21 protein-coding genes are annotated in these 26,506 nt (G+C 56.1%); 5 read left to right on the top strand and 16 right to left on the bottom strand.

What is annotated here, in order from left to right; translation table 11 throughout:
* Window positions 1-40: 40 nt before the first annotated feature.
* Window positions 41-625, bottom strand: coding sequence for a sigma-70 family RNA polymerase sigma factor (locus Fuma_RS30790; protein WP_077027495.1), 585 nt, complete (start codon window positions 623-625; stop codon window positions 41-43).
* A 450-nt stretch (window positions 626-1,075) separates the two neighbouring features.
* On the opposite strand from Fuma_RS30790, the gene Fuma_RS35770 reads away from it, so the two are divergent.
* Both Fuma_RS35770 and Fuma_RS30775 read left to right on the top strand, forming a co-directional pair.
* Window positions 1,076-1,363 (top strand): anti-sigma factor family protein, encoded by a 288-nt coding sequence (locus Fuma_RS35770; protein ID WP_077027494.1) that lies wholly within the window; start codon window positions 1,076-1,078, stop codon window positions 1,361-1,363.
* A gap of 422 nt (window positions 1,364-1,785) precedes the next feature.
* A complete protein-coding gene (locus Fuma_RS30775) occupies window positions 1,786-2,547 on the top strand; it encodes a glycosyltransferase family 2 protein (RefSeq protein WP_083732445.1) in 762 nt (253 codons plus the stop codon).
* A gap of 459 nt (window positions 2,548-3,006) precedes the next feature.
* Here the strand turns inward: Fuma_RS30775 and Fuma_RS30765 are convergent, their stop codons facing one another.
* Window positions 3,007-4,296, bottom strand: a complete 1,290-nt coding sequence (locus Fuma_RS30765) for a hypothetical protein (protein ID WP_077025748.1) — start codon at window positions 4,294-4,296, stop codon at window positions 3,007-3,009.
* 214 nt (window positions 4,297-4,510) lie between these two features.
* On the opposite strand from Fuma_RS30765, the gene Fuma_RS30760 reads away from it, so the two are divergent.
* Window positions 4,511-5,818, top strand: a complete 1,308-nt coding sequence (locus tag Fuma_RS30760; protein ID WP_077027491.1) for an alpha/beta hydrolase family protein — start codon at window positions 4,511-4,513, stop codon at window positions 5,816-5,818.
* Window positions 5,819-6,729: 911 nt separating this feature from the next.
* Window positions 6,730-7,182, top strand: a complete 453-nt coding sequence (tnpA, locus tag Fuma_RS30750) for an IS200/IS605 family transposase (RefSeq protein WP_077027489.1) — start codon at window positions 6,730-6,732, stop codon at window positions 7,180-7,182.
* Between the two features lie 290 nt (window positions 7,183-7,472).
* On the opposite strand, the gene Fuma_RS30745 is transcribed toward tnpA, so the two are convergent.
* The 4 genes from Fuma_RS30745 to Fuma_RS30735 form a co-directional block, all read right to left on the bottom strand.
* The gene (locus tag Fuma_RS30745; protein WP_077027488.1) at window positions 7,473-8,480 is read right to left on the bottom strand and encodes an inositol monophosphatase family protein; all 1,008 of its coding nucleotides are present in this window, start codon (window positions 8,478-8,480) and stop codon (window positions 7,473-7,475) included.
* Window positions 8,477-9,466 carry a phosphotransferase gene (locus Fuma_RS30740; RefSeq protein WP_077027487.1) on the bottom strand — a complete coding sequence of 330 codons (990 nt, stop codon included), beginning with the start codon at window positions 9,464-9,466 and terminating at the stop codon, window positions 8,477-8,479. The genes Fuma_RS30745 and Fuma_RS30740 overlap by 4 nt, the downstream gene beginning before the upstream one ends.
* A 202-nt stretch (window positions 9,467-9,668) precedes the next feature.
* Window positions 9,669-9,833: a hypothetical protein gene (locus Fuma_RS35515; protein WP_158521191.1), complete on the bottom strand. Its 165-nt coding sequence runs from the start codon at window positions 9,831-9,833 to the stop codon at window positions 9,669-9,671.
* Window positions 9,834-10,713: 880 nt separating this feature from the next.
* Window positions 10,714-11,463 (bottom strand): hypothetical protein, encoded by a 750-nt coding sequence (locus tag Fuma_RS30735; RefSeq protein ID WP_077027486.1) that lies wholly within the window; start codon window positions 11,461-11,463, stop codon window positions 10,714-10,716.
* Between the two features lie 409 nt (window positions 11,464-11,872).
* Here Fuma_RS30735 and Fuma_RS30725 point away from each other — a divergent pair, with 409 nt between their 5' ends.
* A complete protein-coding gene (locus Fuma_RS30725; RefSeq protein ID WP_145944472.1) occupies window positions 11,873-12,343 on the top strand; it encodes a hypothetical protein in 471 nt (156 codons plus the stop codon).
* A 261-nt stretch (window positions 12,344-12,604) separates the two neighbouring features.
* On the opposite strand, the gene Fuma_RS30720 is transcribed toward Fuma_RS30725, so the two are convergent.
* From Fuma_RS30720 to Fuma_RS30675, 10 genes are all read right to left on the bottom strand, one after another.
* Window positions 12,605-13,678, bottom strand: coding sequence for a sulfotransferase (locus Fuma_RS30720; protein WP_077027483.1), 1,074 nt, complete (start codon window positions 13,676-13,678; stop codon window positions 12,605-12,607).
* 38 nt (window positions 13,679-13,716) lie between these two features.
* On the bottom strand, window positions 13,717-14,832 hold the full coding sequence (locus tag Fuma_RS30715) for a sialidase family protein (RefSeq protein WP_083732444.1): 1,116 nt from the start codon (window positions 14,830-14,832) through the stop codon (window positions 13,717-13,719).
* A 121-nt stretch (window positions 14,833-14,953) separates the two neighbouring features.
* Window positions 14,954-15,817: a hypothetical protein gene (locus Fuma_RS30710; protein WP_077027481.1), complete on the bottom strand. Its 864-nt coding sequence runs from the start codon at window positions 15,815-15,817 to the stop codon at window positions 14,954-14,956.
* A 34-nt stretch (window positions 15,818-15,851) separates the two neighbouring features.
* On the bottom strand, window positions 15,852-19,385 hold the full coding sequence (locus Fuma_RS30705) for an efflux RND transporter permease subunit (protein WP_077027480.1): 3,534 nt from the start codon (window positions 19,383-19,385) through the stop codon (window positions 15,852-15,854).
* On the bottom strand, window positions 19,382-21,289 hold the full coding sequence (locus Fuma_RS30700; RefSeq protein WP_077027479.1) for an efflux RND transporter periplasmic adaptor subunit: 1,908 nt from the start codon (window positions 21,287-21,289) through the stop codon (window positions 19,382-19,384). The genes Fuma_RS30705 and Fuma_RS30700 overlap by 4 nt, the downstream gene beginning before the upstream one ends.
* Window positions 21,290-21,417: 128 nt before the next feature.
* A complete protein-coding gene (locus Fuma_RS35765; protein ID WP_179954425.1) occupies window positions 21,418-21,669 on the bottom strand; it encodes a hypothetical protein in 252 nt (83 codons plus the stop codon).
* 236 nt (window positions 21,670-21,905) lie between these two features.
* Entirely contained in the window at window positions 21,906-22,346 is a 441-nt protein-coding gene (locus tag Fuma_RS30690; protein WP_077027477.1) for a hypothetical protein, read from the bottom strand.
* A gap of 150 nt (window positions 22,347-22,496) precedes the next feature.
* Window positions 22,497-22,961 (bottom strand): hypothetical protein, encoded by a 465-nt coding sequence (locus tag Fuma_RS30685; RefSeq protein WP_077027476.1) that lies wholly within the window; start codon window positions 22,959-22,961, stop codon window positions 22,497-22,499.
* Window positions 22,958-24,706, bottom strand: a complete 1,749-nt coding sequence (locus tag Fuma_RS30680) for a hypothetical protein (RefSeq protein ID WP_083732443.1) — start codon at window positions 24,704-24,706, stop codon at window positions 22,958-22,960. The genes Fuma_RS30685 and Fuma_RS30680 overlap by 4 nt, the downstream gene beginning before the upstream one ends.
* A gap of 261 nt (window positions 24,707-24,967) precedes the next feature.
* Window positions 24,968-26,491 carry a multicopper oxidase family protein gene (locus Fuma_RS30675; protein WP_077027474.1) on the bottom strand — a complete coding sequence of 508 codons (1,524 nt, stop codon included), beginning with the start codon at window positions 26,489-26,491 and terminating at the stop codon, window positions 24,968-24,970.
* Window positions 26,492-26,506: the final 15 nt, after the last annotated feature.

Raw genomic sequence — 26,506 nt, 5'->3', positions numbered from 1 at the left:
GGCTCGCTTCGTATGCGAATTCTCAGCCCCGGCTGTAGTCCTATTCGTCGTTCCACTTGCTTCCCACGCAGACAGCCAGCCGCAATCGTGCTCGATGCAGTCGGACCCACAGGTTCGTGTCAGTGATCTCCAGCGCTTCGCAAATGCGGTCGGAATCCATTTCTTCCAGCACGCTCAGCACGAACGCATCAGCCTGTCCGTCGGGCAGATGTTTCAGACACTCGGCGACAATCTCCCACAGTTCCGACGATTCAAGATTTCCATCCGGAACGGCTGACCATGTCGCCACGCCCTTCTTCCAGAAGCCATTCTCTTTGAACAGTTCGTCAGTCGCATCCGCGTTGGGGTTCGCCTTGCTGTCGCGAGCGTGCTTGTCTCGACGGCGAACGAAGTCGATGATCTTGCGTTTCAGAATGCCCATCAGCCAGCCACGCTGTGATCCTTTGCCTGCGAACTGCGATTGAAAGCGGATGCCTGCGAGCAACGTTTCCTGGACGACTTCTTCGGCCGCGTTTTGGTCGCGCAATCGTGACACGGCATAGCGGAACAAATAGTCTCCGTAGGCTCCGACCCATTGATCGGGCGGCAATTTGTCTGGGCCTGCCGCGGGATCTTTCTTATTCATATCTGACTTCCCATCCACCAGCTTCACCGAGACCTTTGCAGGCTGGTCCTGTCTCGGGGAGGCTGATCGTAGCAGGATTGGTCGCATCAGGGCAGCGACCCTGTGGCCTGTTTTGCGGCGACTTCACGGGCTTAAGGGGTGAAGTCGAAGCCTTTGGTGAGATACATCACAAGCCGATGCACGCTTCTAACGGAAGCACGCCAAGCGAGGTTGTGATGGCACCGCTTGTCGACCGGATTTTATAAAAGTGGCACGAATTGCAGTAAGCAACCACATCGATCTGCGTCTACCGCAAAACTGATGTCCAAACGCGCCGAAAACCGACGACCGGCCGTTTCAGCGGCGAAGTACGTTCGCTAACATCAGTGACTGCTGAGTCCCAGGTATGACTGGTCACAGTAAAGCGATCTGCACCACATACCTTTGGGTAGCCACAAAAGTGCCACCGTCATGTTGAATTGCCGCGACCTAACTCGACTTGTTTCCGAGTCCTTTCATCGGAAGCTGACCTTCAGCGAGCGCATGAATGTGTGGATCCACACGTCGATGTGCGGTATCTGCAGAAAGTTTCGTCGACTGCAACACAACATTCAAAGCTCAGCTCAACGGGCAAAGCCGGTGACCGGCGAAATGGACCAACAGACGGCACGGCTTTCAGAAAGCTCTCGTTCGCGGCTGCAGACATTGGTGGTGTCTGCGGACAATGAACAGCGAAACACCGACGACGACAACCTCTAAGAGAGGGCTGTTCGGCTCGCGTGACCAAGCTGCTGATACCACACGCGCAACTACGTGCATCGTGTCGTGGGACGAATTACATTGCTGACGTCGATCATGTTACCAGATGTCCTGATTGTTGGACATGGCGAAGAACCGACCGGTCGCGAAACAGTCCCCATAGCCGGCCAACAAACCAGCCAGCGTTGCTGAAGGCAGTGCAACAACAAACGGTGAATCCTCCGACGGAAACGACAGCGGGTGAGCAGCCAGGTCGAGACAAAACGCATGTCACCAGACACTCAGGCAGTCGACTTGATCGGCACGTCGGAATCGTATCCTATGCTCGAACAGGAAAAGTCTTTCAACCGGAAAGAAAGTCGATTGGGGGGGCGGCTTGACGGACCATCTTCTCCAGCAAATTATCCCAGCAAACTTTCACTATGCCAGAACCGCTGCCGACTTCATTCACAACTCCTGAGACCACTGAATCGCCTCATGATCTTTCGTCAGTTACCGTCATCATCCCGGCGTTAAACGAAGAGGCTTCGCTGCCGCTGGTTCTTGGCGACTTGCCGGAAGTCGGTCAAATCATCGTCGTTGATAATGGGTCCGTCGACGGCACGGCACGAGTTGCCGCTGACACAGGCGCGACGGTTGTCGAAGAGCCTGATCGTGGCTACGGAGCCGCGTGCCTGGCCGGACTGGACCACATTCGCCATTCGATTCTGTCCGGTGACCCCGCCCCGCGAGTCGTCGTGTTTCTCGATGCCGATTACAGCGATCATCCGGACTTGCTTCCGCAACTGGTCGCACCCATCCTGAATGGCCAAACTGAATTGGTCCTGGGCTCACGGCTGCAGGGCAGACGTGAGCCCGGAGCAATGCCACCGCAGAGCGTTTACGGAAACCGCCTTGCCTGCTTCCTGATGCGTCTTCGCTTCGGTGTCCGCTATACCGACCTCGGCCCGTTCCGCGCGATCGCGTACGAAAGCTTATGCGGCTTGAAGATGGTCGACCGCAATTTTGGCTGGACAGTGGAGATGCAGATTAAAGCGGCCAGGGCGGAGCTGCGGACCTTAGAAATCCCGGTTCCTTACCGCCGCCGCATCGGCACCAGCAAAATCAGCGGAACGATCACCGGGACCATCAAAGCCGGTTCGAAGATTCTGTACCTGATTGCCCTGTACGGCTTCCGGCGATAAAGCAATTCAGGTTAAGCAAGCACGAAGCTCCTCGCCAAACATACCGCTTCCGATCGGGAACGTACCGAGTTGATCTCGCAGCACAATCCCTCCGCCACCGTCTGCTGGATTTGCTTGCGTCCACATCGCCATTCTACGTCGGCCGGCGATCGATTCTCCGTCCATATAGTTCCCGCGCTTCCTGCCGCATGCTAACTCTTTGCCGTCAATCACAAAACTGATTGTTGCTGTTGAGCCTGGTCCGCTTTGGTCGAAGCCCGCGTCCTTTGGCGGCGCTACGTGTTCACGCTGAATTGTTTCACCGTTGCGTCTGAAGAGTCGAAGGTCTGTCACGACAGCCTTGGTGACGTCTTTGCGAGGAACAGAGTCCAGCTTGCGCAGAGACCTGTCCGTTATTTGGCCACGGTGGGGCGGACCTGCCGGACGAGCCGCTGGGTGCATCCGCTGTCTGGTCCGTTTTTAGAGGACGAGGTTTTTCCAGAGGTTGTGCCAGTTGTTGTTAATGTTGTGAGCTTTCAGTGCGGTCACTGCTGATGCTCCAATCGGCGACCAGTGCATGCCTGGGCCTTTCAGGCGAATTCCGACCAACTGTTTGGCCGTGGATTCGATCATGCCCGAGCCGATCTGACAGTTGTTCTCACGGTAGGCGGGATAGTTTGTCAGGCCCACTCGACTTCGGAAGTAACCTAACAGTGAATTCATCGCCTTGCGCTTTCTTCCACGCAGTCCAGACAACTGAGGTTGCAGCCAGTCCAGCAGTCCTTCACCCCCTTTGGTTCGCAGCAACTCCAGCCCCTCATCGACCCATGGCTTGACGTCATCCGCCGAATGCAGAACCTTCCCGCAGTCCCACACGTGTTCCGAGGCGTGATACCAATCCAGAATGCCGTCCGCATCAGCAAAGTACTTGTCGTGAATGCCCCAGCACCATTCCCCTCCATCGGCAATGAAAATCTTCTCGTCGGCGTCGCGATAGCCGTGTTCGCAGGCCAGTCGAAACAGTGACGCCGCAAAAGTCCCGAGATCTTCCTGCCCCCACACCACCTGCTTTTGCCAGCATTCGTTTTCATCCTGCCAGTACACACAGCCGACTCGCATCTGACGCCACAGCAATCGATTGGTGTTGGGGGCAGCGGGACACGGTTCGCGTTCATTGGTGCAGTACATGATGCCATCGCAACTGACATGAACCCGCTTCGGCCGCACTTTGGCCTCGATTGCGGACGGACTTTCCATCGCAAATTTCGCGGCCGTCTGACGCTGACCATCCACCACAGTGCCCACATCGTGAACCAATTGCAGCATGTCATCATGGCCGATGTGGACTGCGTGCTGATCAGCCATCAGCTGTTCCAGTCGAGTGAAATGTTCCAGTGTGGCTAACTGACAAATCTGCTTGCCCAGATGCCTTGTAATGCGATGTTTCCCACACCACACAAGGGCGTCCGCCGGAGTGCAGCACCGACGGCATTTCGGGCAGCGATAGCGACGGCGTTTGAAGTCGATTTCGCCGCTTTGACTCATGACTGGCACGGACCGAGTTCCTTTCCTGTGCATCACTCGCCCGCAGCAACGGGGCTGCCTGAGTTCCCCATCAAAACGGAAAAAAGCTTCCGACAATACGGCCTGCCCAACGCGATCCTTGAGTGCTTCCGTTTGCTGTTCAATATCAACCGGCTGGCCCGAAATCTGCTGTTTGAGAGTTTCGACTTCCCGACCATCAACCCGTACGATAACTTCTACGTTCATGGGGTGCCCTCCTTGGGTCTGCGAGGCTCCAAGCCTCTTGTTGCAGGAAACATCACCCATCAGGGTACACCTGTTTTTTCAACCTGCAACAAAACATCCCAGACAGCGGATGCACCCCGAGCCGCTCGTCATGCTCCGAACGGTTTGTCGGTCTGGCGTTTGCTGGTAAGGTTTGGATTCAAACTATTGAATTCATTTGCGTCCGGAGATCAGCATGGCGTTTCGGTTCCTTCCTGCGAGTACCCTTCACAGCCTGGTGACACTTTGTGTCATCGGTGTTACTACTGGACTGAATTGTCCGACTTCGGTCGCTCAGGACGACAAAGAGGCGGCCATGACTGTTGACCCGTGGGAAAATATTGACGCGATCAAAGCGAAAGTGCCGGACGTGACCTGGCTGGATCAGGACCAGCCGATTCATTCATTGCTTTACGGCGGAGAATTGTTCAAAGGGAAGCCGACGGAAGTCTTCGCCTTCTACGCGTCGCCGATTACGCTGGGTAATGCGAAACCGGGTGACACGTTTCCCGGAGTCGTTTTGATTCACGGTGGAGGCGGAACGGCATTCGCCCAATGGGTTCATCTTTGGGCCAAACGTGGTTACGCGGCTATCGCGATGGACCTGTCCGGCATGCGTCCACCGGCTCCTGAATACGACAAAGCAACCGGACTTGCCATTGGCCCTCGACGCAACAAGGGCAGAGTTCGCCTGGAAAACGGCGGTCCGTTACATGGCCACCCGCAAAAGTTTGATTCGATTGGAGGCGCCATCAGCGACGACTGGCCGTTTCATGCGGTGGCAAACGTTGTTCGAGCACACTCGTTGATTCGCAGCTTTCCGGAAGTCGAAAAAGACCGCACAGCTGTCACCGGCATTAGCTGGGGCGGCTACACAACCTGTCTTGCGGCCTCGCTGGACGACCGCTTCAAAGCGGCGGTTCCTGTCTACGGTTGCGGCTTTCTGCATCAGGGCGAGTCTGTCCAGAAGCAAGCAATTGATGCACTGAAGCAACGACGTATGGACTGGGTACGCGCCTACGATCCCGGTAGTCTGCTGCCACGCTGTCGCGTTCCAATTCTGTTTGTGAACGGAACAAATGACAAGCACTATCCGCTGGACAGCTACATGAAAAGCTTTCAGGTTGTGCCCGGCGAGAAGCAGCTTCGCATTACCGTGAAAATGCCTCACGGACACCAGCCGGGCTGGGAACCACCTGAAATTGGCAAGTTCATCGATGCCAAATGTCGCGACGGTATCCCTCTGCCCGTTCCGGAAACTCCGGTGGTCAAAGACAATCGCGTGACGGTGTCGTTTCATTCAAAAACCAAAGTCACGTCGGCCGAGTTGCACTTCACAACCGACGAAGGGCCACGAATGAACCGCGACTGGAAAACAATACCTGGGACGATCGATGGCACGACGATCACAGCCGATGCTCCTCCTGAATCGGCCAACACGTGGTTCCTGACATTGACCGACGAAACAGGAGCCATCGTCAGCACAACGGTTGTGTTTAAATAAACCTGAGGTACCGTCGGATCGGCAGATGCAGACTTCAACAGAAGCTATGAGTGACGGGCTCCGATGCTGAAAGGGCGGCCCAAATTTCACCGCCGTCTTCGAAAGTGCTGATATGAAAACGGAGATGACACTCTTCAGCTCACTGTTCCTGCAATTTCTCTTCGCGTCGTCGCTTAAGGCGCAGGAACCGAAAGCCGCTCCACCAAAAGGGCACCGCGAAGTCGGTCGTGGCAGTGAAACGGCCTTGCGAAAATTGTGCCAGGTAACGGCTAACACGGGACCACAGCGAATCTCGCTGAACTGTGGCCACGGATCAGGCATGTCGGACGATAAAGGCTACTACTCACGAGCCCAAACCGTCAACGACAAGGGGGAAAATGCTCTATCTCTCCATCGGAACCAAATACAGTTCCTTGACGCCTTGGATTCACCTTGGCCCAAGACCATCATGATGTGTCGGCCTCCGGCCTTGATTGTGGGAGACTTTGGAACCGGTGGTTCACGCCACCGGCAGGGATTTTGTCGGGCTCCGCCCTATAGAATGATTGCATAGCCCTCTTTCGGGCTCCGTCCTTGTCATGGTTCAAAAGCCCAGAGGGCGGAATATTCATTGCCGGTGGCGTCAGCCACCGGACGCAGTTGCATCACATCCCGAGCCCGGAGGGCGACACGTGGTTACCGATCAACAACTTGATGTGTCGGCCTCCGGCCTTGAATGTGGGGAACCTGGGAACCGGTGGCTGACGCCACCGGCAGGGATTTTGTCGGGCTCTGCCCTTAGAATGCCCGCATAGCCCTCGTTCGAGCTCTGCCCTTGTCATGGCCCCATAGCCCGGAGGGTGAAATCATCATTGCCGGTGAGGTCAGCACCGGATCACAGTTGCACCACACCTGAGCCCGGAGGACGGCGCATGGCTGCTCATCAACAACTTCTCTACCACATTGTGTTTAGCACCAAAGAGCGCCGACCGTTCCTGCAAGACGATTCGTTCCGAGAAGATGTGTGGGCATACATGGCGGGCATCGCAAAGAACCTTGGTGGTTTCGCCATCCGAATTGGTGGCTATCACGATCACGCTCACCTACTGGTGCGGATTCCAGCCAAGGTCGCCGTGTCCGACTTTGTTGGCAAACTAAAAGCGAACACAAGTAAGCACATTAATGAATCTCGTGGTGTCGGAATGAAGTTTCATTGGCAAGACGGGTATGGAGCGTTCACCGTCAGTCCGTCGCAGCAGGATGCCGTCGTTGCGTACATCGACCGACAGGTCGAGCATCATCGCAAGCAGTCGTTTCAGGAAGAGTTCCTGCAGATTTTGAAACGGCATAAAGTCGATTACGACTCGAAGTACATTTGGGAGTAGAAGATGTATCGGCCTCTGGCCTTTGTTGGCTCAATCTTTGTTACCGGTGGCTGACGCCACCGGCAGAGATTCTGTCGGGCTCCGCCCTCAAGATGACTGCAAAGTCCGGATAACTACGTAGCCCGGAGGGCGGAACAATCATTGCCGGTGGCGCGAGCCACCGGACCCAGTTGCATCACATCCTGAGCCCGGAGGGCGACACATGGCAGCACAGTCACGACCTCACTACGACAATCTTCTGCACCAGGCAAGTTGCGGAGCCCCGCCTACACCCCGTGCTCCCATTGATCTCAGCGAAACAGACTTCGTATTCGCTGCGCGAGCATTTCGTTCGTCGCGAAGAGGATACCTCGGTGGCACATGAACGTCGAGTCGGCTCGGTTGAGGTCGAATGGTTGGCCGTTGATGTCGGTGGCAACCGCACCCGCTTCGCTGAAGATGCACGACGTTGCTGCGTAGTCCCACAAGCTTCCGCCGCCGTTTTGTTTTGGCAACTTCACATAGCACGCGAGTGGGTTCGCGAGCACTTTGCTCGCATTCATGACCGCTCCGGCGGTTGCATCAACATGCAGACCTGTCAGCCCCATGTCTCGGGCAATCAGCTCCAGGCCTGCAGTGATCTGGTCGCGTCGCTCACTGGAGAGAAAACTTCTATCAGTGAACAGTGAGAGCGCCGTCCCGCCTGGGAAACTCAGTTTTTCACAATGCATATGCGCGCGTTGTAGTGGACTTCGCCAGAAGTCCTGCTTTTCACGCTTTGGGGGACTTCTGGCGAAGTCCACTACATTGCCCGCCTTGTAAACCTGCGTCGCCCTGACCGTCCCGCTGGACGACGGCTGGTCCCAGGGTTGCCCGTTTCGGAATAACCCTGCACCGGCAATCGCATGAACCACCGTCTTCTCCACCGGGTCGTAGACAACGCCAATCGTTGGAGTTCCGTCGCGGCGAACCAGTGCGATTGACACTCCGTATCCAGGTGTGCCCTCGATGAAGGGCAGCGTGCCATCGATCGGGTCGATGCACCAGAAGTAGTCGGTGCGAAATCGGCCGCCGTCGTCTGGTTGTTCTTCGGTGAGCAGTCCAAGTTCGAAACGCTGAAGCGTCGGGGTAAGTGTCTCGAGGATGATGGCCTCGCTGCGCCGGTCGACTTCGGTAACCACCTGCGACGCGAGACTGCCGCCACCGGACTTGTGCTCGATCTGCTTTGGTCGGGAGCGAGCGATCATCTCACCCGCCGACGTGGCCGCGTCGATCGCAAGGTTGGCGAGTTCGGTAAGTTCGGTACCAGAGAGTTTCATAAGGAGTTCAGAACCTCGCTTGCGAGCCGTTTGCTGTAGCGATGAGCCTTCCAATGGCCGGGGCTCCAGCCTTGAAGAAAGCGGAAAAAGTCCGTCCATGCAATGGGGTACAACTCACGCCAGTTGGCTTCGAGTGCGCGGCTGTCGATTGCCTTATCCGAACGTTTCAGCGCTTCGTGAAGAAACTCGAAATAGCGATCCAGCATAGTCGATGCTCTACGCTCGCATTCGTCTTCGTCGAAGCAACTGCTGATGAAGTAGGCAACGTCTTTCATGCCACAACCGCCACCGACGTACTGAAAATCCACAGCGGCCGCACTTCGCCCATCCAGGCTAAAGCAGAAGTTTGCGAGCTTGGCATCGCCATGAACGAACGTTTGGAAGGGGCTGCCAGAAAGTCGACGATCGAGTTCGCTGGCAGCAGTTTTCAGCGGACTGTCGTCGAGCGCGTTGAGCTCATCGGGCCGAGTAGCCAGGTGCCAATACGTTCCGATTGTCCACAAATCTTCGGGCTGCTCTCCCATGAACGTGGCGTGGAAGCTTGCGAGCCATGACAGGCACGCATCGACTTCGGCGTCACCCACGCTGCGGCGGCGACCAGCGAAGCCTGCGGCGTTCAGGTCTTCCAGCAGAAGAAGGACGCCATCGGAACGATGCTCGGCGGCCACGCACTTGGGCACCCGACACGCATCGACGCACCGCTGTGCATAGCGTTCATACCACGACGTCTCAACTTGATACGACTTGAGCTTTCGCTGATGCGAATGATCGGTCGTCCAGCCGCGCGGGTGGGTTTGCTGGTCAGGCCAGCGCACATGCTTCAGAACGACGCTTTGAGTCTCGCCACCGGTGAGATGACACCGCACAATCTGCCCATAGCCGCTCCACAGACTCTGGACGACCTCGGTACTTGATATCGTCGCCGCGCCCGTGGACCGAAGCACGAATGCAGTCAGATTTGCGTCGAATCGATCTGACTCGATCATGTTGCCCGGGCCCTATTTGAGAAAGCTAAAAATGTGTTAGTGGTAACGAGGTCTCAGGAACCAAATACGGTTGTTGTGTTTTAACGCCTTGGATTGACCTAGGCCGATCAACATCATGCTGTGTCGGCCTCCGGCCTTGACTGTGGGGGACTTGGGATCCGGTGGCTGACGCCACCGGCAGGCATTCTGTCGGGCTCCGCCCTTAGATGACTGGATAAGCCCTCTTCCGGGCTCCGCCCTTAACGTAACTGCATAGCCCGGAGGGCGAAATATTCATTGCCGGTGGCGTCAGCCACCGGATCACGGCGACCGCTCGCTTGAGGTGCTTGGCATGCTTCATGCCGATGGTGACGGGAGTGTAGTTCATCGTCCACTGCGTTTCCGGCTTGGCTTTGGGTATCTGTAGACGGCGGTCGGACAGTGCAGCGCTTTGGTTTGCGGGCCATGTCGCTGGAGCGTGGCTGGCGACTCACGGCGAGGGTTGATGAGGCTTTCTCAGCCCTTTGCTCAGAAACCAACAGGGTAAGTTCCGGAGAGCCCCCTACCTTAGCAAATGGCTTTGAGCCGCACTGCCAACCAACGGCAATTAACCTACACGCGGGTTTCAGCAGAATTCGACCAATAAAAAAACCTCTCGGAGAAATCTCCGAGAGGTTAAGTGGCGGGGGCCGGATTTGAACCGACGACCTCGAGGTTATGAGGAAGCCTCATAAACCCTGCAAAAACCACTCAAAGCCCAGTGTTTTCGAGGTGTACTTACCCTTTTGCGCGATTGCAAGTCTATGCATCTTTTGCCAGCCTTTTTCAAGCTGTTGCATTTTCGGAATTTGTAAAAGGGTAAGTGACTGTGTCGGCGTAGCGACGGCAAGGCCCCGAGGCAAAACCGCCTCCTGACACGAGCGGAAAAGGTGAAACTCCCGCGGTGAAACAGCCGCTCTGTTTTGGACATCCGACGTGTGAAACGGACCCACGTCGGCGCAGAGATGGGTATCGTAACGGGTGTCGTCAGCGTATTGCTTGGGTGGGGATTCTTGTCGCCAATGAAAGTGCCGAACCGCCGGTCAGATTTGAACTGACGGCCTATGCTTTAGGAAACGTTGGCAGTTAACAAACTGTGTCATTGTTCTCATGACGCAGCAGTTCGACGATGTGTTTGAACGACACCGCAAGGATCAATCCGTGACTCTCAAGTGTGTTCAGGAAATCTCGCGCCCGTGTGTGACGCGCGTTCCACGGCAACGCCAACGCTACTGCTGTGGCGGCAATGGCGGTGGGCCGTCTGAAATTGGGCTGGATTGTGATGGCGACAGTTGCCGTGTTGGTGGGGCGTATCGTGGGGTTGCGGACAAAGGTCGGTTGTCTAAAGGGCGACGATCGAAGGCCGGAGGGCTGCTGCTAACCGGGCCGTGGTCGTGGTTGCAGGATCCGTCGTGCTGGTGAGCCTGGAAGTCGTCGAGAGGAGGCTGGCGATTCGTTGGGGAACGATCGAATGATGCTGGCGGACCAGATGTGAAGCTGCGGCCGTACGTTTGAGGCCGGTCGTAGGCGGATGGCTGTTCGAAGCGGCTTTGTGATTCGTAGGTGGACGGCGGTGCGTATCGACCGTTGCGATTGTAGTTGTCTCGAAGATCATAGCTGGACGGCCGATTGTTGTTGGAACGCAGGTCGTACGTTTGACGTCGATCGTAGCCGGAGTTATCAAACCCGGAGCGATCGTATGCCGGTGTTTGCGTGGGATACGCCTGGCTGTCCCATGATCGTTCGAGTCGGTTTTGGATTGACTGTGACTGCTGCGACAAACGTTGAGCGTACGGGCAGGCCCCGTCGCGGCAATCTGTAAGTCCGTAGCAATCGGGATACTCGGCAGCTCGATCGAGGTTTGATGGAACATAGCTGCTGCCACGACCGAACGGGCAGTCGTAGCCCTGAGCGAAAGCCGCCTCGGCGGTGATAAGTGCCAGCCCGAAAGCAGCCGTGAGAACGATGGGACGTTTCATCGTGATTCCTTATTCGCGTGTTGTTGGTGTGATCGATGATCAGGTTGCGAACTGAAACGGCGTCGAACGGTCATCGTGACTTCACTCCGTGGCAAACGATGTGCCACCGGAATCACATTGAATTCGGGACTGCGTTTTCCAAGCCGATTGGCCGTTACACACCGCAAAGACATCGCAGCTTGTCGTGCTTATGACTCAGCATTGCTGTCCGTTTGTGATCCCTGTGATCTCACGTGTGATCCGTTTGAACTCGAAACGTTGAACGCCAGGCAACGTCTGTTTCAGACGTAAGTGATTCAACAGAAGCAACTTGAAGCTGCAGCGAGGGATTGGCACGTCCTTCGCTTTTCTCTTTCGCCGGTAACACAATCTCACGGCAATCTGAAACCCGCTGAAAAGGGCAATGAAGATGAACACGAAACGCTCAAAGAACTCGAACAAGATCAAGAACTTCGGACTGGCTGCCTGTGCAATCATGGCACTGGGGGTCATGACGGCTGGTGAAGCGGCTGCCCAGTGTCGAATCGGTGGCAACGCTGGCTACGGCTACAACAGTGGCTACGGAGTCACTGGAAACAACTACAACTATGGAAGTAATTTCAACAACCGAGCGAACGTCGGCTACAACAACTACGGCCTGACGTCCGGATATCGAGGTTACTCAAACCAGCGTCCGTCGCTGTCACTGGGCCTGAGCTACAACAGTAATCTGAATTCAAGGTACAACGCAAACTACGGAAACGGGGTTTACGGAAGCCAGTCGAATTACGGAAACGGCTTCTACAACAACAGTCGCCAGCCGGTTGCTTATCGCCACGGCAACCACATTGACGTTGAAGATGGCTACGGTCGTCAGCACCTGCGAGGTCGTGGATTCTGATTCTCGGTGGTCAGCAACACTCGCTTCAGCTCGCCCAACAGCAGAAAAACGCCACGTGATGCACGTGGTGTTTTTTTAATGACTCTTCCCGCTTGAGTCCTGGCCGAAGAATTCTGTCTCGGCCATTTCGCAGTCGCGGTTGTGGTGCGTTTCTCAATCGCACTCAATGTAAAGCGCAAGGATTCACAGTAATCCAGCTGCCGACTGAAAACTTTAGGCCTCCATTATGACACGACAAAATGTCGTGTCTGCTGCCTCGACTCATGTTGAGCTGGTCGGTTGCGTCGGCTTTGACGTCTTCAGGGATTGCGAAAGCCGTTGTTCTTCGGCCGGCGACAGTTCTTTTCCGAGCGAGCGACGAAACGGTTGGAGTTCGTCCGCGATCAGTGATTCTCTAAGCTGTAACCCAGGCACAGTTTGCCGAAGTTGTTGCAAAACGGATTTCGGATCGTCACAGAACTTTTCGTAGGTTACTTCGATCATCCGCTTTGAATCGATGCCGGACGTTTCCCGTTGAATCCGTGATTCGATTTCGTAGAGTTGATCACAAACATCGTCAACGTATCCGAGCGGATCGTCGTTGCCCTTCAACTGTCGGCTGCGAAGACCCCAAGGTGTGTTCCTGTCGCCCTGAATGTCCAGACGTGACCGGATAAGCGATCTTGCGGAAGCGGTGAGATCACGTCGAACAACGACGAAAAAAATGTCTGCAAGATTCTCCGACAGCAGACGCATACATTCGGTATTCCGATTGTTCTTGTTAAGAAACGGTTTCGGCAATGCACTTGTCCATGCCGCAAAGAAGCGATTCATTTCGCTGGCTGCGGCGGCGGAAATGTCCTGCGCAGTTTGATAGCGGTCATCCCCTAGCCAGCGGTTCCAGGCGTGAAATCCATCGTTTGGATCACACAGGCGAGCTGTCTGACCGTAATAGCTTTCGATCGCAGGAGGCACGTTGTCCAATGGTCTTCCGAACCAGCGGGAGGCCGTCAGCGGCGCTCGGGGAAACAACGAACTTAGGTTTGTCAGGCAGGACACGTCGCAATACCGAGCCAGAACCTGGTAAACCAGTGTGGTGCCGCATCGCGGCGGGCCGACCACGAGAACCATCGGGTGTTGTCGAGGCGGTGGGTTTCTGAGCGACCGACGTTCGATTAACGACATTACCAGATCGACCGGGGTTAGAATCAGCCGGAATCCTTCACGGAACAACGCGGCACGCGCTGAACGTTTCCCGGATCGCAACATCCGGTACACGAGCCCGAGCGGGTTGCTGAAGTTGCCATACGTTCCCGTCGAAGGTTGAGCATCTGATGGAGAATCTGGCGCTGTCATTATGAGGCGACCTTGTTGCTTTGTTCATACTTGACGAGTCATTGCCGAATGATGGTGGCCTTGATGGAAGAATCTTCTCGCGTACCGGTCTCCCAAACGATGACAACCGGACCTTTGGCATTGACGGGACTGACAATGACCGGGTCAGCAGCGGCATCCACCACCTTCCGGGGTGTTGCTGAACCAGGCACCACATACATCAGAGGGCCGTTGAGTCGACTAAGCCAGGCGATAAACGCGCCGTCGTCGGTGCCGGCGACCCATGGCTGGAGTCCACGCCCGAGCACGGTTTCAGCACCGTCGGCAGAGTCTGTCCGGTAGACGGTGTTGTCGCGTCGCCAGACAGTTGTGATCTTTCCCGAGCCGGTCGATGCCAGATAGCCACCATCCATTGGACAGGCATTGAGCTTCCATGTCTGCTGCCCAAGCTTCTTAGCCTGAGAGAATGTCTGCCCGTCATTCGCCGAAGACGCAAGGAACATGTCGCGAGAGCCGTTCAGTGAATTGCGCCACATTACGTGCAGACTTCCGTCAGCGTGGTAGGTTGCTGACGGATGGCAGCATTCGCACACTGTGCCGGAGGGCGATCGATAAACACGGTGGTTCTTGCTCCATGATGCCCCGCCGTCGGCTGAGTGACTCCCGAAGATTTCTGTGCCTCGGCTCCGCAGATCCAGCCACGTGCAGAAGACGTTGCCGTTCGGAGCCAGGGCCATCGCATGAAGTCCTTCTCGACAGTCTTTCACGGAGTCGTTGACCTGAACCGGGTCACTCCAGCTTTCTCCATCATCGGTTGATCGCCAGGCAAACAGGTTTCCGTTGTCGTGACTAATGGCCGTGACGACAATGGCCTCATCGTTCGCCACGATTCGCGGGCCACGACGACGGCCGAGAGCAAGGGCCGGAAGGTGACCAACGCGAACCGGCGGCTGGAATGCCGTGCCGTCCTCGACAGACCGGCAGCAGTAAATCGTGTCATCAGCCCCAAACGCCACGAAGATTGTTCCGTTGGCACGCACGGCAGCCTGCGGCTGTCGAGAATTCTGCACTACGGAAGATTCGACAACATTGACGATCGATGCAGCGGACAACGGAGCATGCGCAGTCAGCATTGTGGCACATGCGGACCACCAGGCAAGAAGATAAAATTTCATGACAGCCTTTCGAATGAGTCGCCATTGCAGTGGCGGATCGAGTTCTCAGAGAGGAATACGACAATCCAGGTCGGAGACGAATCGCAACGGCCTCGGCAGGCCGCGCACATGTTCGCTTCTGTCAAAAAGCGGATTCCCGTCTGGCATTGCCCGCAACCATTCTAAGATGCTTCCCGTAGAGTTCCGTCAGCCGCTCCGAGTACAGTGACGGTTTGGCGTTAATCTTTGCAATACAAGGAGGGCAGCAAACGTAAACGATATCACCGTTGACGAACGTCCACTTTGCGTTTGCCGGGATCGGCTTCCCCATGATCGGGCACGTTGCCTGAGCCTTGCGGAAGTTCTTGTGAATCGTGGCCCAGTGCGTGGTGTCAACCTGCTTCGTTCTGCACGCTTCGCAGCACAGAAATAGTTCCTCGTCACCGATTTTCACTTTGACGGGCTCACCCATGCTTCCCAGAGGCTTTCCCATCACGGGGCAGATCTTCTGTACGGCGATCTTGATTTCGTCGTGAGTTTGCGGTTCGGCGAGGTTGGTGGCATACAGGTCGTCGAGTTTTGTCAGATACGTTTTCGGATCAGCTTTGATCTTGTCCACGCAGGGCGGGCAACAGGTGTAGAAAAGCTGTCCGTTGGCAATCGTGTATTTGGCGTTGACCGGGAGTGGCTTGCCCATCACTGGGCATTTTCCCTGAGCCTTCCGAAAGTTGGCATGGATCGTTGCCCAGTGTTGTCGATCGACCTGCTTCGTGCGACAGGCTTCGCAGCACAGAAACAGTTCCTGATCGCCGATCCTGACTTTGATTGGTGAACCCATGCTGCCAAGTGGTTTGCCCATGACAGGGCAGATCTTCTGAGCCGCAATTTTCAGCTGATCGTGTTGCGATAGCGCCTTGGTCGAGTCCGGTAACGAATCCTCAGCGTGGACTCCGGGCAAGAACGCAATGCAGGCCAGCATCAGCAGCAGAGAGGTTTGACGTTTCATCAGTTCATTCCTTTGTGAAAAACAGAGGGTGATTTCATTGGGGTACTTCAGCGATGTTTGAAGTTGCCACAGGCGATGTTTCCGGAACCTGTTCCAGCCCGGTTCGCATCGTGAATTCTCGATAAGCGCAGTACAGTGTGGGCACGATGAACGACGTGAACGGTTCAATCAGCATGCCACCGAACACCGGCAGCGCCATTGCTCGTGCGACATCGGCTCCTCGTCCCGTTGAGATCAGGACCGGCACCAGAGCAGCAAGCGTGGTGATCGTGGTCATCAGGCAGGGACGGACTCGCTTGAGGCCCGCGAAGTAAATGGCTTCGCGAAGTTCTGCGACGCTGCGAATGTCTCGTTCGTCGAGCACCGTTTTCATGTAGGTTGCAATCACGATGCCGTCGTCGGCAGCGAGGCCGAACAATGCGATGAAGCCGACCCACATGGCCGTGTTTGTGTCGACTCCCATGACTGCCACACAAATCATGCCTCCCGCCGCTGCGAAGGGAATGCCTGAGAACACAACCAGTGACAGCGGGAGGTCGCGAAAGTGAAGGTAGTGCAGCAGCAGGTTGATCAGTACCACCACCGGAATGATCCACATCAGCCGCTGATTGGCTTCGATCTGATTTTGAAAGGAACCGACCGCCTGCAATTCAAAGTTACCGTCTGGAAAGTGCAGGCCATCACTGATGTCCTGCGGATTCGCCGATGCCGCGTTTCGGGCCTTAGTCAATGACGCCATCACGGCCTCCACCGTTTCCAGATCCCCTCCCTGTCGAGCGGGCGAGAACGAAACGTGGGCGACCAGCCGAGCGTCTTCGCTGTTGATCGCTCCGGGGCCCCAGACCTGAGTCATGGTTGCGAGGTGTTTGAGCGGCACGACTTCGCCAGTGTGCGTGACCACCGCAACTTCGTTCATGTCCTCCACATGGTCTCGCACGCTGCGATCGAATCGCACCTGAATCGGGTAGCGTTCGCGTCCTTCGACGGTTTCAGTGACGTCAAGTCCCCCCAGTCCTGCCGCGACGATCTGATTCACCATCATGGTATTCATGCCGTAGCGAGCCGCTTCTTTGCGATCGACCTCGAATTCCACGTACGGTTTGCCCATTACGATGTCTGGGCTGACGGTTCCCGCGTTGACCATGGGAAGCGACTTGAGATGATCGGAAACTGCCAAAGCCGCTTCCGAAAGCCCCTGCAGATCGTCGCCGTAAATTCGGATGGCCATCGAGGCCTTAATACCGCTCTGCAGCATCACCACTCGACCTTCAATCGGCTGCAGCGGCGATGCGGGAGTGACTCCGGGAACGGTGGCCACTTTGTTGATTTCGTCCCAGATTGATCGTTCTGTCACGCCCTCGCGCCATTCGGACTTTGGCTTCAGCATGATGTAGGTTTCGATCATCGCGGCCGGTGCCGGATCGAGCGCTGATTCGACTCGCCCAATCTTGCCCAACACATTCGCGACTTCCGGAATCTGCTTGATCATGGCGTCCTGAGTCTGCAGGACTTCCATCGCCTGAGTAAACCCGGCCGCTGGGTAAAGACTGGGCATGTAAAACCAACTGCCTTCGTCCAGAGCGATCCAGTCGTCACTCTTTAGCCCGGTGAACGTGTGCTTGGCGTCTACGTAGCCCGGCACGTTGTTGAGTTCCGCACCCATGCTGCGGGCAAAACGTTCGACCGGTTGCAGAATCGTGGGAAAGCCCAGCCACGCTCCGAGTCCGACGAACAGAATGGTTGCGGGAAATGCCAATGCGATCAGTTTGTGATTCAGGGCGAATTGCAACCGTCCACCGTACAGCCAGCGAACGAACCGACTGACGGGATTCTCTTCCATTGACCGCACGCGTTCGCGCGACATCCACCACCCCACAAGCAAGCCGACACAGACAGCAAGCAGCATCAACAGACTTACCGGCAGGTGGGTGGCACTCGACAATTGTGAACGCCACAAATAAGTGAGCGATGTCAGCAGCACGGCGAATCCAAGGGATGATGCGACTGTCGTAAACGTCTTCTTTTTGCCACCGGTCAACAGCATGCGGCACAGCATCGGAACGAGCGTCACGGCAACAATCAGGCTGGCGGCGAGTGCGAATGTTTTTGTCCATGCCAGCGGGGAGAACATTCGATGATCGCGCCCTGTCAGGAAGAAGACGGGCAGAAAACTGACGATGGTTGTCGTCACAGCCGTCATCACTGCTGGAATGACTTCCGCAGCAGAGTCGCGAATGACGTCGAACTGCGTCGCACCAGCTTTTGCTGATGTGCTGTCCCCGGACGCCTGTGCCACTTCCCACTCAGCCAAGCCTTCGTAGATGTTTTCCAGCACGATGATGCCCATATCGACCATCGTACCGATGGCGATCGCGGTACCTGCCAGCGACATGATATTTGCGTCGACACCGAAAACTCTCATCGCAATAAACGACATCAACACAGCCGTCGGCAGCGTCAAGGCAATGATCAGACTGGCTCGAATGTGCAGCAAAAACAAGATCATCACAATGATGGTGATGATGGTCTCTTCCGTGAGCGCCTTCGTCAGCGTGCCGATCGTTTCGTCGATCAACAGTGTGCGGTCATAGACGCCGACGATCCGAATACCGCCGAGATCTTTTTCCAGCGAGGCGATCTTTTCTTCAAGTCGATCGATGACCGCACGAGGGTTCTCACCGTACCGCATCACGACGACACCACCGACCGCTTCCTGCCCGTTGAAGTCCAGCGCACCACGACGGAATGCCGGACCTGTCTGCACTGCGGCAAGTTGACCGATGGTGACGGGGACACCATCGCGCGTAGCTACGACTGTGTCTTTGATCTGTTCGATTGTCTCAGCTTCGGACTTTCCGGAACCAATGAAACCGCGACCACGAACGATGAATTCCATTCCGCTTTGTTCGATCGTTTTGGCACCGACGTCGATGTTTGACGCTTTGACGGCAGTGATGACGGAACTTAACGGAAGGTTGTGGTACCGCAGTTCGTCGGGGTCAACGTCGATTTGGTATTGCTTAACGTAGCCACCAATCGATGCGACCTCAGCGACGCCTTCCACGGACTGCAGCGAATACTTCACGAAGAAGTCCTGCTTCGACCTGAGTTCGGCAAGGTCCATGCCTGCAGGCGGTTCGAGGACGTAATAATAAATCTGTCCCAGAGCCGTCGCATCCGGTGCCAGCACGGGACTGACGTCATCCGGCAGCGACCCGGCAACAGTGGTGAGCTGTTCAGAAACACGCGATCGGGCCCAGTAGAAATCGATGTCGTCGCCAAACGTGACCTGCACAAAGCTAAAGCCAAACATGCTCTTGCCACGAACACTCTTGGCACCAGGCACGGCCTGCAGGGCGACGGACAGAGGATATGTCACCTGGTCTTCGATGTCCTTGGGGGATCGTCCCATCCATTCGGTCAGAACAATCACCTGATTTTCACCGACGTTGGGAATGGCATCAATCGGAACTGTTTGCGCCGAATACCAGCCAGCGGCAATCAAACCGAACATGGCCAGTAAAACGAGAAAGCGTTCTCGAAGGCAGAATGTCAGCAGCCACTTCATTGCTGATCGCCCTCCGTTGAGTCGGCCGATTCAATGATCCCAGGTGGTGGCACAAGCTGCATCTCGCCAATTGGTGGCAGTGCGCTGTCGTCAATGGCCTCGACGTCTTCGATGGCTCCGATGGCAGGTATTTCCGGCATCGTGGCATCTTCACTGGCGGCATCATGGAGCGTGCCCTCCGCCTTCATGGTTTCCAGCATGCTGACGTAGCTTTCTGGGTCTTTCATCAGGCTGTCGCGACAACCTTCGCAGCACAAGTAGATGTCTTTGCCGGCGACCGAGACCTTTGGCGGAATACCCATCGATCCCAGCTTGAATTTCGTCACCGGACAGATGACCTGCTCTAACGCCGCCGGTTGATCGGCATCCGGGAGCATTTGAATGGCCGCCAGCATCGTTGCATCGAACCCGGGAATCATCTTCAACGGTTCGGCGGCCCGCGTGGGATCAATCAGAGACGGATTCCCGGCAAGCTGCATCTGCGAATCCAGTAGGAAGTTTCCGCGAGTCGCAATCTTCTCATCAGCCGCGAGACCCTGTTCTATCACGATTTCATCACCAACAGTCGGCCCCGCGATGACTCGGCGAATAGCAAACCGACCAGGCTCTTCTTCCACATAGGTCACACTGTGTCCCGCCGCCTGAAGCACGGCGTTTCGAGGCACGACCAGCGATTTGAATTCTGCTGGCGGCGTAATGGTAAATCCCAGTTTCGACGCGGCAATCAGGTCGTCTCCGCACAACGGACATTGGCCGGGTTTGTCGGAAACGATGTGGGGATGCCGTGGGCTGATCCATTTGCTGGCCAGTTCCGGGTCATAGATCTGCTTCCGATCCGAATCACCGACCGGCACCACGATTTCTGCGCGAGCGTAGTCACCGATGCGTAGTCGCCCGTCCTTGTTACCGATGACGACTCGAACATTGACCGTTCGAGTTTTCGGATCGACGTCTGGATCGACAAAAGCAATTCTGCCGGAGAATGTTTCTCCCGGGATCGACTTTAGCGTGGCGTCAACACGCTGTCCGTACCGGACGGCAGCCGCGTCCTGTGGAAACAGTTCCAGCATTAGCCAGACGGACGAAAGGTCGGCCAGTTGAAACAGAGGTTCGCCATCTTGGACCGTTTGCCCCTGAGACACCATACGATTGATCACCGTGCCAGCCAGCGGTGCGAGAATGTCGAGACGGCTGTCTGGTTTTCCGTTGCGTTCGAGCGTCGCGATTTGCGTTTCACTCATACCCAGCTCAACCAGTTTCTGGCGAGCATTCAGCCGCAGCAATCGGTTGGCTTCCGCGACGGCCTGCAGTCGCGAGCTTCCGGTTTGCATTTTCGACGCTTGGAGAAACTCCACCTGAGCTGCATGCAGTTGTGGAGAGTACAAAAACGCCAGCCGGTCGCCTTTCTCAACGACGGCTCCCGTATAATCAACGAACAACCGTTCGATACGGCCACCGGAATATGCGGTGATCGTTTTCAGACTGCCTTCGTCGTACTGCAGCTCACCAACGGAGCGGATTGTCCGTTCAACGGATCTTGATTTCACCGAAACCGTTTGAATGTTGGCAACTCGCCGCGACGCCGGATCGACAATAATCGAACGATCGTCTCCGTCAGCGTTCTTTCCCGTTGCGGGAACCAGTTCCATGGCACACACTGGACAGCGACCGGGTTCTTTCAGCGGGGGAACGCACATCATCGGGCAGATGTATTCAACGTCAGCAGCAGCCGACGCTGAGACTGTTGAAGTGCCCTCACCCGCCGAGATCCAGCCGATTCGCTGCATCAGCCCCAGCACAAAAAACAGGCTGGCCCCGGCAACGAAGAACATGAGCGGCAGCCCGATGTACGCCAGCACAGCCTTGAGACGCTGCAGAGTTGTGTTTTTGCGAGTTGAAGGCATGAGTCATCCTCCCGAGGAGAAATGTCAGCAACAAAATTGAAAAGGTGAGCGGTCAGACAGGAACACCTGACAAACGTGGAACCGTGCCATCAGGGCAATTCCTGCTGACCGCTCATAGTGTGTCTCGATCAGGCAGATTCGCCTTCGTGATCGCCATGAGCTTCATGGTTCTCATGCTCGCCGTGATCGTGATCGCCGTGCTCACCTTCTTCGCTGGGCGGGTTCTTCAGATGTTCCGCCTGGTCTTCGGCCGACAGAGCATTCCATTTTTCGATGCATCCCGAACAACAAAATCCGATCGTTTTGCCGTCGAATTCCACTCGCCCACCGTCATCTGTCACGTCGTGACCCATGATGGGGCAGACGGAATTGGAAGCCATGGCGACGGCCGCGGGAGCCGAACCGGATTCTGAACAACCAGTAATTACAAACAGTCCAGCCATGAGGTTGGCGCATATTAAATAGCGCATAAGAGTGCGTCCTTATTGAAGGAGGGGCCGTGTCGACCGCGCACGACACAGCGAGGCGGCGAAACAGCGAGAGACAAACCAATTAAAATAGCGGCCGAAAAGAAGTGGCCACAGAGGCGTTCACGAAGTCGCGTGTAGCGCTGCCTCTAGGTTTGCCAGGTGCAGAGCAGAATCTGCACGTTCAAAGGGTTGGATGGAGTACGGTGGCTGCGAGACATCGCTGTTGTCTCGGCCGCGTTCAGCACGTCGACGATTGATTCGTCGAGACTGACATCTGCCAGTACTTTCACGTGGGATTCGGCTGGCGATTCAGATTCCTGAGCAGGTTGCGGCTTCTGAGGGCGTTCACCGCAACCGCATTCGCAGTCCGTATTTCCCTCGCCACATCGCTCGCCGCACGTGCATTTCGACGTTTCGCAGCACCATTCCGTTTCCGTCGTTGTTTCAGAACAACACGACGCCTCAGCCCTGCTTTCCACGGAATTCCCGGCACAAAGGCAGCCCGCAGTTGCTGGTGCAATACACTGCAAAGCAACCATCACGGTCGTGAGCAGGCAGATCAGGATGTGAGCGGTTGAACGACGCATAGCAGTATTGTTCATCACAAAGTGACATCAGTCGAGATCAATTTTGATCGAAGTGAAAAATTCTGCGACGAAACGGCATCCGGTTGGACGCACGTTCGCTCATGATTCCTCTGCATCAGGCCCATGGCAAGGCCATCCCTCGCCCCACAATCAACTAACGGCGACAGCTAAACTGGCGCACTGGGTTTCGATCCAATGCTGTAACTCATCGTCGACAATGAGTTGCACATTGCTGACCTGTGTCAACGTGTACTGATGCGATTTGCCAAACAAGTACCACTTCTTTGGCTCGATGCTGCAGTCGCGATAAGGAATCAGTAGTGGAGCGTGGAAGATTGAGAAGGGGAGCAACAGCTGCAGCAAGATTCCCTCTGAGGTAACGCCCACAGTCACGATACCCTTGTATGAATTCCACGCAATGTCGCCTCCAACCAAAATCACCGTTTGCATGGTTCGTTTGGCGAAGCACACGGACTCCTGTGACGGTATCTGATCACCTGCGCTGTATTTCCGTGCGAGGCGGCTCCAGCGCCGCGCGTTGCTTTTCCACATGCCGTACATCACGCCGATGAACACACCATATCCAATGAAGTGAAGCAGCAGTTTTTCTATCACGACGCAATCTCCTTAGCGTGGTCGCGCTCGTACTGTCGAAGCCTGTCGGCGATTCGCCTACAGATCAGCTCAAAGGTGCGCGGAGATTGATTCGGGAAGACAGGCAGGTCTTTAATCGGCACACCCATCCGCGCCAACGTGAATCGCCATTGATCGGCGCCTTTTGAGGTTCTCAGAATGGGCGATGGGCGGCGAAGAAACAGTTCGCGGATTCGAGGTACCGCGGAAGCCGCGTTCGGGCCAAGTCGAACGAACGCCTGGCAAATGCCGTTGACCAGTCTTCGTCGTTCATTCCAGTCAGGTACGCCGAGCGCAGTATCGAGTGCCGCCTGAAGTGCTGGCACGGCTCGTTCAGGACTGAGATCAGCCAGCGCCACAAGAAACGGCGCGGCTTCTCGATAGACTTCCGGCGTATTCCAGATCGCGAGATGTTCTTCAGTCGGATCGGCGAACGTCCCGCGCGGCAGATTCGCCAACTGTTCGGCCAGCCGGTACCGCATGTTGGCGGACGTGTGGTTCATGAGAATTCGCCTCGCATAAGCGTCACGCAGTGCAACCGGTATCTTGTCTTTCGAAAAGACGTTCTTCATCGGCTGTTCCAGATCGGTCACGCGATCGTCCGCCACGATTCGGGCGATCAGCGAGTGATCCTCTTCACTTGTATCGAAGAAGAACAGCCCGAGGAATCGGCGCGGCAGCTCAAGCTGAGCCCTCGAAGCTTCCGGGCCTTCAAGGATCTGTTCAACTCGTTCGCGCAGCAGAGCGATGTCTTGGACATCACACCGCGGGGCGGGACGACTGATGGCCGTCAACAGTGCGGACTCCGGGTTCAGCGACCGATCGCCCGATTCCAGAACCTGCCGTCCGACATGAAAAGACGCATTCGAGATCGTACCAGCGCCCCCGCTGACGTGAAAACCGAGGTAAAACAGACGAGCGGGCACTGCCTGTTTTCGATAGCTTCTGCGAAAGCGAACCGCGCCGGTCGCATCGAGAATCGTGATTCGCCGAAGCCTCGACGTCTGATCGGTTGTTCTATCCTCGATCTGCACTATCCAATCCGCGGTGTCGGCGGCATGTGGTTCGACCTGCTGCAGTCGCTCGTCTCCGGATAACCGAAGAGCCCAGTTCGCCTCCACCGCTTTGGCAGCCATGACCAAATGGCGTCCACGGTGCTTCTGCACGAGCAACGGGTCCTCACGAACAATCCGGCCCGGCTCCGACGGGAAAATTCCGACAGGCGAATTTCCATCTGCGGAAACCAACGCATAAGAAGCGGACTCCGCGGGCTCGCGTTGCCCCCCATGGCCGCCAGTCGATGTGGTGACGCTTTGAACTCTGGGCGACTCCAGCACGGCAAGACTCAGATAATCGCAGTCCGGCTGACGGCGAGAATCCGGAAACTCCAAACGAACATGCCCGTCCAGCTCGACGGCATTGGCAGGCACGACATCCGGCAAGGATTTCGCCGTGTATGTCGCCAGCGCCGCCGCTCGAAAGGGTTGCATCACGGCCAAACCTAGAAAAATCACGACACCAAACGCGGCCGCTGTGGCTTGTATTGATGTTGATTTCATCAGTAAACGACGAACTGCAGCCGTGGCAGCCAGATACAGAAAAACCGTTGGGGCAGCGGTGAGAACAAGCCCCGGAACGATCAGCAGGAAATACCCCGCGACGACCAGCATCGGAACTGCGATCGCCAGCGCAGCCAGCACGCCAGTGATGACAAGTGCAAACTTCATCCGCATATTCACTACAAGAGTCAAATTTGACAACGTGCGACCGTTCAACCTGTGACAGCCGGAAGCCCATAGCCCGGCCGAAACGCCGCATCTGAGTGAAAATCTAGCTTGCCGTCAGGGCAAAGTCGCAACTTTCTCTGTCCTCTTGCGAACGACTGCTGCGAACGCATCCGAACGAACTGCGGCGAAGTCTGCCATCATCAAATTGAAGGCGAGAACTCTCCGTGTGAACGATCTTGGCTGACCGATCTACAACAACTATCAGCGCCCGTGCATCATGTTCATGGGAGCTTGTTTGTAGTCAGCCGGGTTGCCGAAACGGTTGACGATTGCCTGAAACACAGCCCCTTTTTCAATTGGCTCATCGGTTTCCATTACCTTGTGATAAAGGTCTTCCGGCAGCACGCGCAGGCATGTCATCAGTCCCATCAGTGACATCGCAACAGTCGATCGCATGCCCATGAATTCGCGGCGGCCCCAGATGGCCTTCATGAACTCCGGGCTCATCGAACCGTGTTTCATTCCCTGAGGATATCCGGGCACATCGAATTTCGGATCGGTGCGTTGCAGCGGCACTGAAGGTCGACTTTCGAGATTCGTGAGATACTGATCGACGTCTTCGAAGTCGCGAATCGTCGGGCCGACATGGTTCACCATGTGATTCATCATGTGGTGAGTCATGTGACAGTGGAACATCCAGTCGCCGGGATTGTTGGCGATGAACTCAAAGTTGCTCGCCTGAGCCACCGCGACCAGTTCCGTGTTTCGAGGAACCCAGGCAGACTTCGGCATCCGTGCTCCTTCGTGGCCGGTGACCCAGAACGTGTGGCCGTGCAGGTGAACCGGATGATGCTGGATCGGTGAGAAGTTCATCAGGCGAACTCGTACACGTTCCCCGTGCTTAACCACCAGTGGTGTTGAGTATGGTCCGCTGCGTCCGTTGATTGTGTGCCAGTTCCAGTCCATGGACCACGAATTGTTGATCGTCTGGTTTGGCTTGATGGCAAAGTTCTGAAACAACAGACCGAAGTCTCGATCCACGGGTGGTCCAATCGGCTTTGCCGGATGAACGATCATCCAGCCCACCATTCCGTGCGTCTCCTGCATGGCAACATGCGTGTGGTACCAGAACGTGCCGTGTTCGTGGACGTCGAATTCGTAGACGAAAGTCTCCCCCGGTTTGATGGGGTTCTGGGTCATCGTGTGCGAACCGTCGTACTGCACCGGCAGTTCGAATCCGTGCCAGTGGACAGTCGTTTCTTCCGGCAGCTCGTTGGTCACGACAATGCGAACTCGATCGCCCTGATTGATCTCAATCGTCGGTCCCGGCATCGAACCGTTGAAGCCCCAAACGTTCATCATTTGCCCCGGCAGGAATTCTCGCTGCACTGATTGCGGGACAAGGTGAAATTCTTTCACGCCGTCTTTCAGAGTGAAGGGAAGCTTATCCAGATCCGGAGCTTCGAAAGGTGCCGGCCCATCTTCCGCTTTACGAAATCCGGGCACCAGTTTGCCGATATAGTAGTCGCTGTCAGGATCATTGCCTCGACTCGGAACATAGCGTGAAAACCCATCGTACACCGCTTCGACATGGTCATGCCGGTGTTCGACCGTGGGTGGCATAGCTGGTGGAGCCTGTGCCGCATTGTGCTGACCGTGTTGATGATGTCCGGTCCCCGGCTTTTCGTCCTGAGCGGCCGCAGTCGCAGCGGTCAGAACAGCCGCGGCAAAGCCGCCGTGTTTCAGAAATTCACGTCGGCCCGGATTGGGGTGATGGCTGGTCATGTTAAGTTTCCTTGT

Source organism: Fuerstiella marisgermanici, assembly GCF_001983935.1.
GTDB classification, from domain to species: Bacteria; Planctomycetota; Planctomycetia; order Planctomycetales; family Planctomycetaceae; genus Fuerstiella; species Fuerstiella marisgermanici.
This window is presented reverse-complemented; position numbering and strand designations above follow the sequence as displayed.